Genomic DNA, 15,056 nt, shown 5'->3' with positions numbered 1-15,056 from the left:
TTTTTATATTTGTCGCTTTATTTTGAGTCGAACAAAAGCGCCAGTCTATAATTTATATGAAAATATGCTTTTGATATTTGAAAGTGATGATCATTGTAATTGATAATATTAAGGCGATAACAATAGAAAAATATTGAACACCCACTGTTTCTAATAAAATACCTCCTAGAATGCCGCTAAAAGCAAATGATAAATTAAAAACGGTAACCAATAAGGATTGAGCAATATCTGCATTTTCTTTGGCTGCATTGGCCAATAAAGTTTGCAGGAGCGTTGGTGCACCACTAAAGCTTAAGCCCCAGAGAATCGTTAAACAGATAAAAAGATTAAAACCAAGATGAGTAAAATTAAGACTGAGTAAAATTGAGATCAACAAAAAGCTGCCTAAGTTCATAAAAAAGAGTCTTTTTAAGAACTGATCCACAAAAATCCCAACAATCCATATTCCAACTAGAGTTGCAAGACCAAAAATTAGAAGAATCACATCTATTTGAGAGGTTAAACCAAGATAGGAAAGTAGTGGGGTAATATAGGTATAAAGTAAATAATGCGAAAGAATCCAGGCCATTACAATAAAGAGGATTGGGCGTACTCCAGTGATCTGAATGACATGTTTTAACGGAATACGCTGCTGATTTGTTTCTTTAGAATAGTTTGGTATTTTGAAAAGGATCCAAGCCGCGAGTACTGTTGCAATAAGCGATAAGATATCAAAGATAAAACGCCAACCCATAAAATGGCTTAACCAGGCGCTTAAAGGAACGCCTAAAGCTAAAGCCAAAGGAATTCCAAACATCGCTATTGCTAAGGCACGGCCTTGTAAATTTGGAGGAGCCATACTACGCGCATAGGTAGCAAGAATACTCCAAGCTAGACCGGTGGCTAAACCGATCACGAACCGTAAAAATAAAACAAAAAGAAAACTTGAAGAAAGTGCAGTCAGCAGGTTGCAAAAAGCAAATGTGATGAGTGCGACCAGCAACAGGCTACGCTGTTGATAGCGCTTTGTGAAGATCGTCAATGGAATGGCTGAAATACCAGCACCAAGAGCACAGAAAGTCACAGTTTGGCCTGCCCAAGCTTCATTGGTCATAAAACCGTTAGCGATCTGATTCAATAGACCTGCAGGAATGGTTTCATTTGCGGTTGCCAGAAAACTCGCGAGAGTTAAGCATAACAGTTGTCCCAATGGGAGCTTATCTGGTTGTTCTACAGTAAACCGATCAGGGGAACTTGATTCAAAACTTTGCTTCATACAAACGATACAATAAATTATTTATTGTAGTTTGATTGATTAAGTTTAATTTGATAATGTCATTAATTATTAAGTAACTTTCAAATTTAAATGTAAAATGGCTACTGATCGTTTAGGTGATATGCGACTCTTTGTCGAAGCAACAGAATTAAAAAGTTTATCTGCTGCAGGAAGAAAATTAGGAATTTCCCCAGCTGCTGCCAGTGCTCGATTAATAAAATTAGAAGCGACTCTACAAAGCAAGTTATTTGATCGAACGACAAGAAGCTTACGTTTAACAGATGAAGGACAAGTTTTTTTAAGATATTCAAAAATTGCATTGCAAGCAATTAATGATGCTGAAGTTGCTTTATTAGATAAACAAGCAACAGTGAAAGGAAAGCTCAGAATTTCTGCTTCAGTCGACCTAGGCCGAAATTTACTTAGTCCGTGGATAGAGGAATTTAGCTTACTGCACAGTGATTTGAATATTTCATTGACTTTGACTGATTCAAATTCAAATTTGATTCAGGATAATGTAGATATTGCTATCAGGTTTGGCCTTCCTGATAACGATCTTTTGGTTGCACGTTTTTTAGCGCCGAACTGGCGAGTTTTATGTGCATCCCCTGAGTATTTGAAAAAAAATGGAATCCCTAAAACACCAGAAGATTTGATTCATCATAAGTTCATTGTTCTGGTTACTGAGAGTGGACCGTTAAATGAATACTATTTTAGTTCTAACCAACAAGATACAAAGTTTTTAGTCAAAATGGATGAAGCTTGGGAAACCAATGACAGTGTACAGGCAAAAATGTGGGCGATTGCAGGACATGGTATCACACGAAAAACGATTTGGGATATAACGTCTGAAGTCCGTAAAGGCACTTTAGAATTGATTTTGACCAAGTATATTCGTAACGAAGCAGGGATCTATGCGGTAATGCACAAGAATAAATATATCGCACCGAGAATGCGGGCTTTTCTAGATTTTTTGATTAAAAAATTTGAAAATCTAGAAGCAAACGCCTTACGACAATTGCCTCATCCTTAAAATAATTCTTGTTGCTTTACCGCAATAATTTAAAAGAAGGTATTACTCTCTTTTATAAACTTACTGGGATTTTTACCAGTCCAGCCGACAAAAGCACGAGTAAAGGAACTTGCATTGCTATAACCTAAAATATCTGAAATTTCTTGTAAGCTTTTATTTGCTGAGATGAGTTTCTTTGCAATTAATAGTTTTTATTTTGAATCAAAGATGTATAGCATGTATTTTCAAGCTCTAATTTCCTTTTAATGCACGTTGTGAAATATTTATTTTTTTGCTGTCTCAGATAGAGTTGGAAATCCCTTATGTGGGATTAAGACTAAATTTTTATTAACCAATGAAGTAATTTTATTGTCTTTGCTTGAGGCGTACATACTTTCTTCTTTTAGAAGATTAAGTGCAATTTGATAGGCATTTTCAAAGCTAAACTTTAGTGGAAAGTCCAAGCATTTTAAATCAAAAATAATTTGATTCTGTTCTTTGTTAAAATTAAATCTTGGCAATCTTTTTCAAAAAAATGATGATAGTTTTTTATTTCCCATTCAACATCGATATTAATACCTGTAATTTCAAAATCAGTTACAGCCTGTAGGTTCTTTGTCACATTGACTAATGCTGCTTCCATGAAAAATTTATTAATTAACTCTCTTTTTCAACTTTAATTTCCTTGGGTAAATTATAGAGAGGTAAGAAGGAAATCGCGATTTTATCCTTTTTTTTGAAAAGTTTGAGTTCCATCTTATGAAGTCGCATACTGGCATATTTTTGCAAGTCGATAATAGCATTTGCTAGAGTATTATTTGAGATCATTGCAAAACCCAATGCACCATGTGAGGTCACTTGGCAATTTAGGCCAAATTTATAACCAATTCCTTTATCTGGTGCAAAGTCTAAAAGGCGGGAAATGATTTTAACCCATTCAGAAAATTTTATATTTTCTGAATGGGTTACATCATCTAAAAGCGAATGCGGAACTTGACAAGTTCGAATGAAATCAGTTTTTGAAATGTTAAACTCTGCAACAGTATCAATAAGTATATGTAAATAATTTACATGTACACTAAGCTTCTGTTTTTCCATATTTTTAACCAATTATTCATACTAAAAAAGTGCCATTAACAATCAAAAAAGCCAACTGGTTTGGATTTTTCAAAATTTATGTATTCTAGTTATTTTAGTTGGATAGATAATCGCTTGAAATATTGAATTAGTTTCAAATTTAAATTGAAAATTAGTTTTTGTTCAATTTTTAAATATTAATTAATTGTTTTATATGTAAATAAAAATAATGAAAATTTAAATAAAATTAATTTTTTATTATTTATGCCCATTTAGAGGGTGTGTTTTTACTAGTTCTACAGGCTTTACTAAAGATTTATCATTCGTGGATTTAACTTTGTTTCATGGATCTACTAAGAAATAATTGAGTAATGTTAAAATGTAATGTTTTAGGCTGGGTATGAAAAGATGATAAATTTTGTTAAAGAACTTGCAAATTGCCGAGAAGAAGGTACTAAGATCCCATACTTTCCTGAGTTGATCAAAGGCTATACAGAGCAAGAATTAGCTTTAATTTCAGAAAAATGTAATTTAGAGATTACAGGGCAATTTAGAGAATTTTTATTGCAAATGGGAAAATGCTCTGGAGGGTTGCTGTGGGGAGATGATTTTCCCATGTATGATCATAGATGGGGGGATGTAAATTTTGAAAATTTTCAAATTAACGAGCGAAATGATGAAAACTACATATCATGTCCTGGTAGCAAAGACCCTGTAGAAAATAAAATTTTTTATCTTTATTCAGAAAATGAATTAACTTTTTCTATTATTTATTCACGAATGATCGTGATGATTATATTTGGGGATATTATGAAGATGAAAATAGATGTGTAGAAAAACTCAAACACTACTTCTAGATCAATTGAAATATTATGTAAGAACTTCGACAAAAATGGAAAATATATAGATTTCAATATGACTGAAGAGCAAATTATGGAGAATATTACAGGTCGTTTGCTCTAATTTTTATTTTTCTACTACTTATTTTTTAGTTGAATTAAGTAGTAGGAAATTTAGCAAATAATAATGATAGCTTAGTTATAGTCTATCCAGCTGTATTTTGGTTATGTTTTCAAGATGTTTACAGGATTTGATTTAAAAACAGGTGTTATTTTATTTAACATAATAGGATATTATGCGATTTCAGTGACTTACAGATCTATATTGCAGATATAGATAAACTTCTTATTCTGGTTTCCAGTGATTTTTTTGAAAAGTTTTTTAGCTTCTTCACTTCTGATTTCTAGGAAGCATTTTTCTTCTACTTTTGGTTTTTCTGCTTCGTTAATATTCTTATATTCCAATGGGATAGATGCGATTGTCATTTCCATATTTTTTGAATATATCAGCCTATATTTTACGTATTTTTCTTGATCCGCAAGGGCATAGGTGCTTGTTATTGCTAACAATACACCTGTGATTAATCCTCTCATTAGTCATCTTTCCCTAAGATTTCTGTTCTGTATTTCATTACATCTGCTGTTTTTATATCTTTTAGATGCTTTCTTATAAGTGTATGTATTACATCGGATTCTTTTATTCTTATTTTTTTCTCGATCATCATTTCTAATGCTACTTCTTTTAGCATTTCTTCCTCTTCATCTCTAAGTCTGATTGTCGTTGCCATGGTGCTGTAAATCCTGTGTTTTGTGATTTATATTTTATGACATATTTCGTTATAACTTGTTAGATGTTATTTTTCACGCTAAATATAATTTGTGATTTATTACAATGAATATAATTTTTCGGGATCGACAAGAATTCATACAGGCTGCCTTTGATGAGGTGGCAAGAATTGTTTCTGAACATGGAAATGCTTGTTTAGAGGCATGTGTTCCTGCAATAATCGATGCGTATTTAGATACTTATAAAAAATCAAACGCTGAAATATTGGAATTCTTAGGGGGTGAGTGCTAATGGAACATATACAGAAGCTGGTTGATTCTCTGGAACAACGTATCTCTAAATTTGAGAATAAAAAGCCGATCTCACAGAAAGCACTTCAATCAGATTTGAACAAGATGCGTATCTTTATCAAGTCTTACTTTGAATTAAATCTCATTACCCAAGAACAACAAAAATCATGGTCAAACAGAGTAGATGCTGCTCAAATTCGCTATGAAGAAAAACCTGTTCAAAAAAACAATCAAAAACAAAGAAAACACAAAGGAAAGCCTCACAAATTCAGCTCGAGCAACCCCCATTTATAATATGCGGTTAAAGGTAGGTGAGTAACTTGGGTCTAGACAATGCTGGTTAAGATGAATGTGTCCTGATTTTGCATAATATTTGTTATGTTACTTAAAGGACGTTTGACTAGGTTTGATTAACTAGGTTCTCTAGCTTAATTAAATTTAGTCAAACGCGGCACGATCAACCAGTAGTGAGTAGCGTGCCGTTCTTTGAATCCTTTATTTAACATAATATACATTATGCGAAATAATACAATATTAATAATTTGATATGTAATGACTTTTATAATACTCAATTTCCCTCAAATCTGTATCTATGTTGACATGCACTCAAATATTAAACACAATGCTTTCACTATATAAATGTGTTTATACCAATAACAATGCCTTCGATTTATCAATTAAAACCAGCATTTCAGAATTTACTTCGCCCATTTGTACAATGGCTTTATTCTAAAAAAATCACAGCGAATCAAGTTACGCTCTTAGCCATGTTCATTTCTGTAGCCTTAGCAATCGCACTTTATAGCCTGCATCTTTACCAACAACCTTTAATCCTATTTTTACTATTGCCTGTATGGATGTTGCTTCGTATGGGTTTTAATGCAATTGATGGCATGCTCGCGCGTGAATTCAATCAACAATCAAAACTTGGCGCATATTTAAATGAAATTTGCGATGTCATCTCAGATTCAGCGCTTTATCTATGTTTTTTAGGCTTAGCCTCTATTAATTCCTATTTATTAGGTTTGGTCGTATTTCTGGCAATTCTGAGTGAATATGCTGGCGTTATGGCACCTTTAATTGGTCAGGAACGTCGTTATGATGGTCCCATGGGCAAAAGTGATCGTGCATTTTGGTTTAGTTTAATTGCAGTATGTGTCAGTTTTAGCCCATATTTAATTCAAAATAACTACACAAATTCAATCATTTACATCTGTAATGGACTGCTTGTTTTTATTGCAGCACTATTGGTTTTGACAATTTATAACCGTATTAAAAATAGTATTCAACTTTAAGGAAAATCAGATGCAAAGCTCACAAAAACATATATTTACTAGCCATGATGATACCCAATTAGCCTATCAACATTGGCCAGCGGCTACAGAACAAGACATAAAAAAGGCAATTATTTTATTCCATCGTGGACATGAACATTCTGGCCGTATGGCACATTTGGTCAATGAGCTTAATCTACCAGAATTTGATTTCTTTGCATGGGACGCACGCGGACATGGAGAGTCACCTGGTTTACGTGGTGATGCGCCAAGTTTCTCTGCATGTGTAAAAGATATTCAATATTTTGTGCAACATATTGAATCTACGTATAACATTACATCAAGCAATATTGCTGTGATTGGTCAAAGCGTTGGCGCAGTTTTAGCAGCAACTTGGGTTCATGATTATGCACCAAAAATCAGAGCTTTATGTCTAGCTTCACCCGCATTTGATATTAAACTTTATGTCCCATTTGCGAAAACAGGTTTAACGGTTCTCAGCAAACTTAAAGGTAATTTCTTTATTACCAGTTATGTAAAAGCCAAAATGCTGACGCATGATGTTGAGCGTGCAAAAACCTATGATACAGATCCACAAATTGCCAAAGCCATTTCTGTACGAATGCTTTTGGGTTTATATGCTGCCTCTGAGCGTATCGTCAATGATGCACAAAATATCTTTGTGCCCACTCAGGTTTTATGCTCTGGCTCTGATTTTGTGGTGTTCCGTAAGCCACAACGACAATTCTACGAAAAACTTCCTCATCCACGTAAAGAATTTCATGTTCTAGAGGGTTTTTATCACGATACTTTAGGTGAAAAAGATCGTCATATTGCAATCGAAAAAATTCGTCGTTTTATCTTACAAAGCTTTGCTGAAGATTATCAGGCGCCAGATGTACTCAATGCCGATAAAATTGGTTCAAGCTGTGCAACTGCTGAACAATTGAGTAGTCCACTTCCCGCTTCTTCAATCAAGAATCTGTTCTGGAATTTAACCAAACGGAATTTAAAACTCGGCAGCAAATTTTCCCGCGGTCTTAGAATTGGTGAAGATACTGGTTATGACTCTGGTAGTACGCTAGATTTTGTCTATCGAAATCAAGGTGAAAGCAAAAACATTCTCGGTAATATCATTGATCAACAGTATTTAAATGCAATTGGTTGGCGTGGCATCCGTGTGCGTAAACAGCATATCGAGCAGCTATTTGCGAAATATGCACAAGTTCTAAATAAGCAACGCAAAGACATTCGCATCCTAGATATCGCCGCGGGTCATGGTCGCTATATTTTAGATGCGGTGAGCCAACTACCAACACCACCGAAATCCGTCTTATTAAGAGATTATAGTCAATTAAATGTTGATTCAGGTAGCGCATTGATCCAAGAACGAAAACTGGACAATATCGCCCAATTTGAACTCGGTGATGCCTTTGACACGCCGTCATTGGCCAAAGTTAAACCAAAGCCAAATTTGGTCATTGTATCTGGGCTTTATGAGCTGTTTAGTGATAATGATTTATTAAGACAATCACTCTCAGGGATCCATCAAGCTATGTTACAAGGTGGTTTCCTGATTTACACAGGACAAATTTGGCACCCACAACAAGAATTTATTGCGCGTGCTTTAACCTCACACCGTCAAGGTGACGCTTGGGTAATGCGGTTACGCTCACAAGCCGAAATGGATGCACTGGTTGAACAGGCCGGCTTTAAAAAAGTGGATCAATACATTGATGAATTTGGAATTTTTACAGTTTCGGTTGCCCAAAAAATTTAAATAAAGACTTTTTATGCAAAATAATATCTTAGATCGTCAACTGGGTACATGGAAATGGGGGCTACTCTGTTTAGTCTTTTTAGCCCCCTTTTTCTTTTTAACCTATGGTTTTGCAAATCAGTATGCATCCAGTTTAACGAATGTTCCAAGTATCGTTTTCGCTTGGGAACACCACATTCCACTTTGGGCATGGACCATTGTGCCTTATTGGTCGATTGATCTTTTTTATGGTCTATCTTTGCTATTGTGCTGGAATAAATTTGAATTAAAACAACATTCACTTAGGCTATTTTTTGCCCAGCTTATTTCCATTAGCTGCTTTATCATCTATCCACTCAAGTTTAGTTTTGAACGGGCTGAGTTAGATGGTTTCTTTGGACTCTGGTTTGATGTGTTGATGGGTTTTGATAAACCTTTTAACCAAGCACCCTCCTTACATATCGTACTTTTGGTGATTTTGTGGGATTTTTATCGTCGACACATCAAGCCAAGCTACCGTTGGCTGGTTCATATTTGGTCGTTCCTGATCGGACTCTCTGTTTTAACCACATGGCAGCATCATTTTATTGATATTCCATTGGGTTTACTGGCAGGTGCGCTATGTTTATGGCTGTTTCCACTCACAGTCAAAGCACCTTATCAAAAAGATCCATTACAGCAACGTACCCGCAAACATTTAAAATTAGGCTGTTTTTATCTGATAGGCGCCTTACTGTGTCTGATACCTGTATTCTTATTTAAAGGCACTTGGCTATGGATGTTATATCCAGCCATCAGTCTATTGCTAATTGCATTGGCTTATTTCACGGTTCGACCGCACTTTTTTCAAAAACAACAGAATGGCCGAATGACGGTTGCTGCGTACTTACTGTTTGCCCCTTATTTTCTAGTGGCAAGGCTAAATAGTCGATTATGGACTTATCGACACCCTGAAGACTCCCTGATTCTGAACTTAAACGGCGTGGATCTCTATCTGGGTCGTATTCCATCTGCTGAACATAGCAAACAATATGATGCTTTATTTGATTGCTGTGCTGAGTTAGCGGTAAATCAGCAGGTACAACACTATGAAAAATTTAGCACACTCGATTTAATCCCTATCCAAACTAAGCAACTACTGGTAGCTGCAGAACAATTCGATCGTTTGATTCAGCCTTTACGACAAAACAATCAACCACAAAAAGTTCTAATCTTCTGTGCGCTTGGCTATTCGCGTAGCTGTAGTGTATTGATTGCCTGGTTGTTACAGCAGAATCATGCCACTGATGTTGAAGAAGCCATTGCCTTAATCCAACGATGTCGTCCCTGGATTGTTTTGAGTGAGACACATATTGCTGAAATTAAACATTTCCAAATGCTACTCACTCAGGAGATGCAATAATGAAAATGAATTTTGTTGTGGTAACGCGCCTGTTAAAGCAGAGTCAGAGTATTTTAAAGTCAGGCTATTTGGTCTTTGTTTTGTCAATTATTACCTTATCTTTATTTTCGAAAATGCAGATCCTGATGCCTCTTTTACTTGTTACAGGGCTATTGATAATTCATCATTATTTATTTATTCGAATTGAGCTTGATCGAGGTTTGTTGCAGCATATGGTTGACCAATCTGATGATGCAGAAAACCTGACTCAACAACTTGACCAAGCACTGTTAGACTTAAAATTGATGCCTGCAAATAAAGCTGGCCGTGATTGGTTGGTACGCTTCAAGGGATGTTTGAGATTACTCAAAATACAGATCGCTATTGTCTTGGTACAATATGTGGTATTCATCATACTGTTTTATAAATTAGCGCATAGATGAAGATTGAATGAAAAAAAATATAATCACACAATCCTTTGCCCGTTTTATTGCTTTCCTCACCCGTCGTGGTGCAAGGTTATTAACAGGTGCAAGAAGTTTATGGGTTGGCTGTGAGCCTGAACTTAAACAGCGGATCTACTATGCCAACCATAATAGTCATATCGATTTCATTTTATTATGGTCTTCCTTGCCCATTCATATACGCCGACAAACACGCCCAATCGCAGCGTCCGATTATTGGTTAAAAGATGGATTTAGACGTTTCTTAATTCAAGACACCTTTTCGGGCGTCACCATTCAACGTAATCGTAGCGATCAACACGATCCCTTACAACCAGTGAAAGATGTCTTGGCGGAAGGCTATTCGATTATTTTCTTTCCTGAAGGAACACGGAACTTAAATGACGATATTGAGTTACTTGAATTTAAAAGTGGTCTGTATTACCTCAGTCAACAGTTTCCTGAAGTTGAAGTTGTTCCCGTTTGGATTTCTAATTTAAAACGGGTGATGCCCAAAGGTGCATTTATTCCTTTACCTCTACTTTCTACTGTTATTTTTGGTGAACCTTTAGCTTTAGATCAATTCGCAGATAAAGAACAGTTTCTACATCATGCTCAGCAGCAATTATTAAAATTAAAAGAGGCCGAGAATCAATGAGTTTAGATAATCTGCAACAAACTTATCTACTGTTTGGCATCTTCGCTGTGATTTTAGTGATTGCCTCAAGTATTGGCTTTATCCTGAAACAAAAAGCAGGAGCAACGCCATCTCCAGTGATTGATAACTTAAATGCCCGTATCAATGCGTGGTGGATCATGCTGATTGTATTAGCAGCCGCCATTCTATTGGGAAAAACCGCTTTTATTGTGCTGTTTGGGCTTATTTCATTTTTTGCATTGCGTGAATTTATTAGTTTATTACCGACACGGCGTGGCGACTACCTGCCTTTGCTGATCGCGTTCTACTTTGTTATTCCCTATCAATATTATTTGGTCTACACCAATTGGTATGGGTTATTTTCGATTTTCATTCCGCTGTATGTATTTTTACTCATTCCAATTGCCAGTTTAAAGCTGGAAGATACCACACACTTTTTAGAACGCAGCGCCAAAATTCAATGGGGTTTGATGGTCAGTGTATTCTGTATTTCCCATGTTCCTGCTCTGTTAAACCTAGATTTACCCCAATTTAAGGGGGAAAAGATCTGGTTGGCGATTTGGCTGATTATGGTGGTTCAAGCCTCAGATGTACTGCAATATGTATGCGGTAAACTATTCGGCAAACATAAAGTCGCGCCAACCCTATCCCCTTCAAAAACCGTAGAAGGATTGCTAGGTGGCATCATTTTGGCAACGGCGCTGGGCGTACTCATGTCATCATTGACCCCATTTAATTATTGGCAAGCCGCACTGATTGGATTGATTGTCTGTATCTTTGGTTTCTTCGGTGGACTGGTCATGTCTGCAATCAAACGTGACCGTGGTGTAAAAGATTGGGGGCAACTCATTCAAGGTCATGGTGGTATGTTAGATCGCATCGACTCCATCTGCTTCTCTGCACCAATCTTCTTCCATATTCTACGCTATTGGTGGAGTTAACCCCTAAAACGAAGAATGGCCAATGCTGACTTCTCGATAGAACTTAGGTGTCACATTGGTCCATTTCTTAAATGCCCGTGAAAAATGTGAAATATCAGCATAGCCCAAACGTTCCGCAATTTGCTCAATCGAAAGCTTAGATTGCTTTAACAGCTGTTCAGCTTGTTTACGGCGGACTTCAGCAACAAGGATTTGAAAAGAAGTTTGTTTGCTGCTTAATTGGCGCTGTAAGGTTCGTTCTGAGAGATGCAATTTTTCAGCGACCTGTTTTAAGGATAGGAAGCCATCATGCTCGTTATATAGTAATGCTCTGACTTTTGAGTCCACACGACCCTTTTGATTCCTTTTTTGTGCAAGTTTATACGCATCTTGTTCACACTGTTGTTTACTTAATCGTGCCAATAAAGTATCTGCTGTCTTTAATGGTAAAGACAACCACTTTTTTTTAAAGCTTAAACAATCCTTATCACAGTCAAAATAAATATTTAAATCATTAAACTTTTTAATATTTTTATAAAAATCAGGTTTTTCCTGCTGCAACTGAAAATGAATTTCAAGTTTCTGCTGAGCCAAGTTTTCCAAAATTTGTGAAAAACCCAAAATTAAAAACATCAGTCCATATCGATGCAGTTTAAATTTTGGTGAAGGTTGTTGGAAATATAAATAAGCCATTTCGGCTTCTATTCGTAACTTGGGTAGAAAAACGGAACAATGTAAACCAATAAATTGTTCCAGAATTTTTATTGCCTCTTCCAAGTTCTCTGCAGCTGTTGCTGCAATCCCGACATGCCCATAGCAAGAGACTTTCATCTCTTCAGCAAGATAGATGCAAATTGCAGGCTCACCTGTCAATAAAGCAGCTTTTTCTAATAAATGGTTAAAAATATGAAAGTCGACATACCAAAATGGTGCATTCAGCGTCTGTGTGGAAATTCCAGTTCCAGCCAAAAGTTGTTCCGAAGAGACACCCCATTTCTGTATGACATCAACCAATAGATTGACATAAGTACCTGGTAATTCTGGATTCATATTTGCTCCATTCAGTCAAAACCCATTTGGCGTGAAATGGTAAATGTTGGCGCTTAATGAACTATGACATTTTTATAAATTTAAGCATAGTAGATTGATCTAAAAAACGGCTCTGAGAAAGTGACCCTATTATGAATATTTTGATTGTACATGCGCATCCAGAACCACGATCATTTAACGCAGCCCTTAAAGATACCGCGCGGCAGACTTTTGAACAGCAAGGTCATACTGTCGAGATTTCTGATCTCTATGCCATGAATTTTAATCCGGTTGCGTCAAAAGATGATTTCACCTCTTTCAACCAAGCTGATTATTTAAATTATGCACTTGAACAACGTCATGCATTTAAACAGCATCATTTAGCACCCGATATTCAGACAGAAATTGAGAAAGTTCAACGTGCAGATTTGGTGATTCTAAGCTTTCCTTTGTACTGGACTTCTGTACCCGCGATTTTAAAAGGTTGGATTGATCGCGTGTTTGTATCTGGTCTATTTTACGGTGGCAAACGCTTTTATAACCATGGCGGTATGTTGGGTAAAAAAGCCATGCTGTGTTTAACACTCGGTGGCCGCGAACATATGTTTGGTGAAGGTGCTGTACATGGACCTCTTGAGCATTATTTATCACCTCTGCAACGTGGTACACTTGCCTACGTTGGCTTTGAGGTACTCCCGCCATATATAGCCTATCATGTTCCTTATATCAGTCAGGAAGATCGACAGAAGATTTTGGTGGATTTCGAACAATACTTACAAGGCTTAGACGATCTACAGCCCTTAGCCTTTGCACTATTGGAAAATTTTGACGATAGAATGAATCCACTGCCATAAAGCTGTGATCTCAATGATTAATCATTGGATTTAAAGCTTCCTCCCATTGAGCTGATTAAATTAACAGTCGTTTGATATTGCTTACTCATCAATGACCAAACACTGTTCTGTGCAGAAAGACGGCTATTTTGGGCCGTCAGCACATTTAAATAACCAACAATGCCTGCTTTATATTGATTCATGGTACTACGTTCGGCACGTGTAGCCGCAGCTAAACCCTGCTGTTCCTGAGCAACTTCTTTCGATAGCAAATATTGCGCAGCAATATTGTCTTCAACATTTTGGATGGCAGATAATACTGTTTGCTTATAGGAAGCAGCACTTGCATCATAGGCGGCCTTTGCCTGCTCTGTTTGTGCGTGACGAAGTCCTCCATCAAATAACGTTGCTGCAAGTGTTGGTCCAACGGACCAGATAAAATTAGGTGCATTAAATAAATCACTTAACTTGCTACTTTTATATCCTAAGCTGCCACCTAAGCTAAAATCAGGGAAGAAAGCCAGTTTAGCGACACCAACCTGTGCGTTTGCCGCTGCCATGGTTCTTTCTGCTGCGGCTACATCTGGACGGCGTTGTAAAATACTTGAAGGTAGATCAACTGGAATTTGTGGTAATACGGGTAATGTTTTCGGCATCGTCAATTGAAACTGATCTTGAGGTTGTCCAATCAGCATGGCGATCGCGTGCTGTAATTGTATTTGCGATAATTGCATCTCTGTATAGTTGGCGAGCGCAGTTTGATATTGACTTTGTGCCTGATCAACCGTGGTTGATGCAACAATACCTGCTTTATATTGGTTTTGTGTTAGCTGTAATGATTTCTGCAGGTTTTCCAGACTTTCTCGCTGAGACTGTAATTGAAACCCTTGTACCACCCACTGCAAATAGCTACTTGTGAGTTGTGCCTGCATACTGAGACGAATCGAGTTAAGTTCAGCCTCACTCGCCTGAGCTTTGTCCTGATTGACCAATATATTTTGACGGACTTTTCCCCAGAAGTCAGGTTCCCAACTGGCACTCAGACCAAGGTTATAGTTTGTTGTCGTACCACTATCACCTGATTTAGCTCGGGTTATAGCGCTATTGCCTGTAATCGTTGGTCGTGCACCTGCTTTAGCTTGATTGAGCAAAGCCGTCGCTTGACGGTATTGAGCTTCATATTGTGCAATCGATGCATTTTCACGATTGAGCTGGTCTACCAACTGATTAAGTTGCGTGTCCTGAAAAATTTGCCACCATTCACCTTTAGGTAAACTATCACTTGGCACCGCAATCTTCCAACCTTCTGTTTCCCATTTTTTAGCATCCAAGCCATATTGTGAGGGTTGAGAAAACTGCGTCCCAACATTCACTTTTGCTGTTGGTTCCGGCTTAATCATTTGACAACCTGATAACACCCCCACTAAACCCAAAGCAATAAAATTCAGTGTTTTAAAAGATTTGGTTGGGTTGTGTAATGAAAAAAACTGATACATCTG

At 36.9% G+C, this 15,056-nt stretch carries 19 protein-coding genes; 11 read left to right on the top strand and 8 right to left on the bottom strand.

The features are described 5' to 3' along the window. Nucleotides 1-52 precede the first annotated feature (52 nt). Nucleotides 53-1,255 carry an MFS transporter gene (locus NQU59_RS12845; protein ID WP_257063701.1) on the bottom strand — a complete coding sequence of 401 codons (1,203 nt, stop codon included), beginning with the start codon at nucleotides 1,253-1,255 and terminating at the stop codon, nucleotides 53-55. A 97-nt stretch (nucleotides 1,256-1,352) separates the two neighbouring features. On the opposite strand from NQU59_RS12845, the gene NQU59_RS12840 reads away from it, so the two are divergent. After that, nucleotides 1,353-2,288 (top strand): LysR family transcriptional regulator, encoded by a 936-nt coding sequence (locus NQU59_RS12840; RefSeq protein WP_257063699.1) that lies wholly within the window; start codon nucleotides 1,353-1,355, stop codon nucleotides 2,286-2,288. 29 nt (nucleotides 2,289-2,317) lie between these two features. Here the strand turns inward: NQU59_RS12840 and NQU59_RS18800 are convergent, their stop codons facing one another. The 3 genes from NQU59_RS18800 to NQU59_RS18790 all read right to left on the bottom strand — a co-directional run bounded on the left by NQU59_RS18800 (nucleotide 2,318) and on the right by NQU59_RS18790 (nucleotide 3,365). Then, nucleotides 2,318-2,419: a hypothetical protein gene (locus NQU59_RS18800; protein WP_306436588.1), complete on the bottom strand. Its 102-nt coding sequence runs from the start codon at nucleotides 2,417-2,419 to the stop codon at nucleotides 2,318-2,320. Between the two features lie 317 nt (nucleotides 2,420-2,736). Then, nucleotides 2,737-2,910, bottom strand: a complete 174-nt coding sequence (locus tag NQU59_RS18795; protein WP_306436574.1) for a hypothetical protein — start codon at nucleotides 2,908-2,910, stop codon at nucleotides 2,737-2,739. 14 nt (nucleotides 2,911-2,924) lie between these two features. Continuing rightward, on the bottom strand, nucleotides 2,925-3,365 hold the full coding sequence (locus NQU59_RS18790) for an AraC family transcriptional regulator ligand-binding domain-containing protein (protein ID WP_306436573.1): 441 nt from the start codon (nucleotides 3,363-3,365) through the stop codon (nucleotides 2,925-2,927). 387 nt (nucleotides 3,366-3,752) lie between these two features. Here NQU59_RS18790 and NQU59_RS12830 point away from each other — a divergent pair, with 387 nt between their 5' ends. Beyond that, the gene (locus NQU59_RS12830) at nucleotides 3,753-4,178 is read left to right on the top strand and encodes an SMI1/KNR4 family protein (RefSeq protein ID WP_306436572.1); all 426 of its coding nucleotides are present in this window, start codon (nucleotides 3,753-3,755) and stop codon (nucleotides 4,176-4,178) included. 317 nt (nucleotides 4,179-4,495) lie between these two features. Here the strand turns inward: NQU59_RS12830 and NQU59_RS12825 are convergent, their stop codons facing one another. Together NQU59_RS12825 and NQU59_RS12820 are read right to left on the bottom strand one after the other, a co-directional pair. Next, nucleotides 4,496-4,777 carry a hypothetical protein gene (locus tag NQU59_RS12825; protein WP_257063698.1) on the bottom strand — a complete coding sequence of 94 codons (282 nt, stop codon included), beginning with the start codon at nucleotides 4,775-4,777 and terminating at the stop codon, nucleotides 4,496-4,498. After that, nucleotides 4,777-4,971, bottom strand: a complete 195-nt coding sequence (locus NQU59_RS12820) for a hypothetical protein (protein WP_257063697.1) — start codon at nucleotides 4,969-4,971, stop codon at nucleotides 4,777-4,779. Before NQU59_RS12820 ends, NQU59_RS12825 begins: the two co-directional genes overlap by 1 nt. Nucleotides 4,972-5,075: 104 nt before the next feature. Here NQU59_RS12820 and NQU59_RS12815 point away from each other — a divergent pair, with 104 nt between their 5' ends. The 8 genes from NQU59_RS12815 (at nucleotide 5,076) to NQU59_RS12780 (ending at nucleotide 11,716) form a co-directional block, all read left to right on the top strand. Then, on the top strand, nucleotides 5,076-5,261 hold the full coding sequence (locus tag NQU59_RS12815) for a hypothetical protein (RefSeq protein WP_257063696.1): 186 nt from the start codon (nucleotides 5,076-5,078) through the stop codon (nucleotides 5,259-5,261). Continuing rightward, entirely contained in the window at nucleotides 5,261-5,554 is a 294-nt protein-coding gene (locus NQU59_RS12810) for a hypothetical protein (RefSeq protein ID WP_257066268.1), read from the top strand. The genes NQU59_RS12815 and NQU59_RS12810 overlap by 1 nt, the downstream gene beginning before the upstream one ends. Nucleotides 5,555-5,919: 365 nt before the next feature. Continuing rightward, nucleotides 5,920-6,555 carry a CDP-alcohol phosphatidyltransferase family protein gene (locus tag NQU59_RS12805; RefSeq protein WP_257063695.1) on the top strand — a complete coding sequence of 212 codons (636 nt, stop codon included), beginning with the start codon at nucleotides 5,920-5,922 and terminating at the stop codon, nucleotides 6,553-6,555. 10 nt (nucleotides 6,556-6,565) lie between these two features. Further along, entirely contained in the window at nucleotides 6,566-8,314 is a 1,749-nt protein-coding gene (locus NQU59_RS12800) for a bifunctional alpha/beta hydrolase/class I SAM-dependent methyltransferase (RefSeq protein WP_257063694.1), read from the top strand. A 13-nt stretch (nucleotides 8,315-8,327) separates the two neighbouring features. Next, nucleotides 8,328-9,695 carry a phosphatase PAP2/dual specificity phosphatase family protein gene (locus NQU59_RS12795; RefSeq protein WP_257063693.1) on the top strand — a complete coding sequence of 456 codons (1,368 nt, stop codon included), beginning with the start codon at nucleotides 8,328-8,330 and terminating at the stop codon, nucleotides 9,693-9,695. Further along, nucleotides 9,695-10,117 carry a hypothetical protein gene (locus NQU59_RS12790; RefSeq protein ID WP_005241512.1) on the top strand — a complete coding sequence of 141 codons (423 nt, stop codon included), beginning with the start codon at nucleotides 9,695-9,697 and terminating at the stop codon, nucleotides 10,115-10,117. The genes NQU59_RS12795 and NQU59_RS12790 overlap by 1 nt, the downstream gene beginning before the upstream one ends. Before the next feature lie 7 nt (nucleotides 10,118-10,124). Then, the gene (locus NQU59_RS12785; protein WP_257063692.1) at nucleotides 10,125-10,775 is read left to right on the top strand and encodes a lysophospholipid acyltransferase family protein; all 651 of its coding nucleotides are present in this window, start codon (nucleotides 10,125-10,127) and stop codon (nucleotides 10,773-10,775) included. Next, nucleotides 10,772-11,716 (top strand): phosphatidate cytidylyltransferase, encoded by a 945-nt coding sequence (locus tag NQU59_RS12780; protein ID WP_005241508.1) that lies wholly within the window; start codon nucleotides 10,772-10,774, stop codon nucleotides 11,714-11,716. Before NQU59_RS12785 ends, NQU59_RS12780 begins: the two co-directional genes overlap by 4 nt. Before the next feature lie 3 nt (nucleotides 11,717-11,719). On the opposite strand, the gene NQU59_RS12775 is transcribed toward NQU59_RS12780, so the two are convergent. Next, nucleotides 11,720-12,745 (bottom strand): helix-turn-helix transcriptional regulator, encoded by a 1,026-nt coding sequence (locus NQU59_RS12775; RefSeq protein ID WP_096911136.1) that lies wholly within the window; start codon nucleotides 12,743-12,745, stop codon nucleotides 11,720-11,722. A gap of 131 nt (nucleotides 12,746-12,876) precedes the next feature. On the opposite strand from NQU59_RS12775, the gene NQU59_RS12770 reads away from it, so the two are divergent. After that, entirely contained in the window at nucleotides 12,877-13,578 is a 702-nt protein-coding gene (locus tag NQU59_RS12770) for an NAD(P)H-dependent oxidoreductase (RefSeq protein ID WP_257063691.1), read from the top strand. A 17-nt stretch (nucleotides 13,579-13,595) separates the two neighbouring features. Here NQU59_RS12770 and NQU59_RS12765 read toward each other — a convergent pair whose 3' ends face one another. Continuing rightward, nucleotides 13,596-15,053: an efflux transporter outer membrane subunit gene (locus NQU59_RS12765; RefSeq protein ID WP_005241495.1), complete on the bottom strand. Its 1,458-nt coding sequence runs from the start codon at nucleotides 15,051-15,053 to the stop codon at nucleotides 13,596-13,598. Nucleotides 15,054-15,056 lie beyond the last annotated feature (3 nt).

Source organism: Acinetobacter colistiniresistens (assembly GCF_024582815.1).
In the GTDB taxonomy this organism is placed as follows: Bacteria; Pseudomonadota; Gammaproteobacteria; order Pseudomonadales; family Moraxellaceae; genus Acinetobacter.
Note: the sequence above shows the minus strand (reverse complement) of the source record. Positions and strands in the feature narration are given on the sequence as shown.

Bases quoted from the DNA above. Each gene is read 5' to 3' on its own strand.
- NQU59_RS12845 (WP_257063701.1), bottom strand. From the start codon at position 1,255: ATGAAGCAAAGTTTTGAATCAAGTTCCCCTGATCGGTTTACTGTAGAA.
- NQU59_RS12840 (WP_257063699.1), top strand. From the start codon at position 1,353: ATGGCTACTGATCGTTTAGGTGATATGCGACTCTTTGTCGAAGCAACA.
- NQU59_RS18795 (WP_306436574.1), bottom strand. From the start codon at position 2,910: ATGGAAGCAGCATTAGTCAATGTGACAAAGAACCTACAGGCTGTAACT.
- NQU59_RS18790 (WP_306436573.1), bottom strand. From the start codon at position 3,365: ATGGAAAAACAGAAGCTTAGTGTACATGTAAATTATTTACATATACTT.
- NQU59_RS12830 (WP_306436572.1), top strand. From the start codon at position 3,753: ATGATAAATTTTGTTAAAGAACTTGCAAATTGCCGAGAAGAAGGTACT.
- NQU59_RS12825 (WP_257063698.1), bottom strand. From the start codon at position 4,777: ATGAGAGGATTAATCACAGGTGTATTGTTAGCAATAACAAGCACCTAT.
- NQU59_RS12820 (WP_257063697.1), bottom strand. From the start codon at position 4,971: ATGGCAACGACAATCAGACTTAGAGATGAAGAGGAAGAAATGCTAAAA.
- NQU59_RS12815 (WP_257063696.1), top strand. From the start codon at position 5,076: ATGAATATAATTTTTCGGGATCGACAAGAATTCATACAGGCTGCCTTT.
- NQU59_RS12810 (WP_257066268.1), top strand. From the start codon at position 5,261: ATGGAACATATACAGAAGCTGGTTGATTCTCTGGAACAACGTATCTCT.
- NQU59_RS12805 (WP_257063695.1), top strand. From the start codon at position 5,920: ATGCCTTCGATTTATCAATTAAAACCAGCATTTCAGAATTTACTTCGC.
- NQU59_RS12800 (WP_257063694.1), top strand. From the start codon at position 6,566: ATGCAAAGCTCACAAAAACATATATTTACTAGCCATGATGATACCCAA.
- NQU59_RS12795 (WP_257063693.1), top strand. From the start codon at position 8,328: ATGCAAAATAATATCTTAGATCGTCAACTGGGTACATGGAAATGGGGG.
- NQU59_RS12790 (WP_005241512.1), top strand. From the start codon at position 9,695: ATGAAAATGAATTTTGTTGTGGTAACGCGCCTGTTAAAGCAGAGTCAG.
- NQU59_RS12785 (WP_257063692.1), top strand. From the start codon at position 10,125: ATGAAAAAAAATATAATCACACAATCCTTTGCCCGTTTTATTGCTTTC.
- NQU59_RS12780 (WP_005241508.1), top strand. From the start codon at position 10,772: ATGAGTTTAGATAATCTGCAACAAACTTATCTACTGTTTGGCATCTTC.
- NQU59_RS12775 (WP_096911136.1), bottom strand. From the start codon at position 12,745: ATGAATCCAGAATTACCAGGTACTTATGTCAATCTATTGGTTGATGTC.
- NQU59_RS12770 (WP_257063691.1), top strand. From the start codon at position 12,877: ATGAATATTTTGATTGTACATGCGCATCCAGAACCACGATCATTTAAC.
- NQU59_RS12765 (WP_005241495.1), bottom strand. From the start codon at position 15,053: ATGTATCAGTTTTTTTCATTACACAACCCAACCAAATCTTTTAAAACA.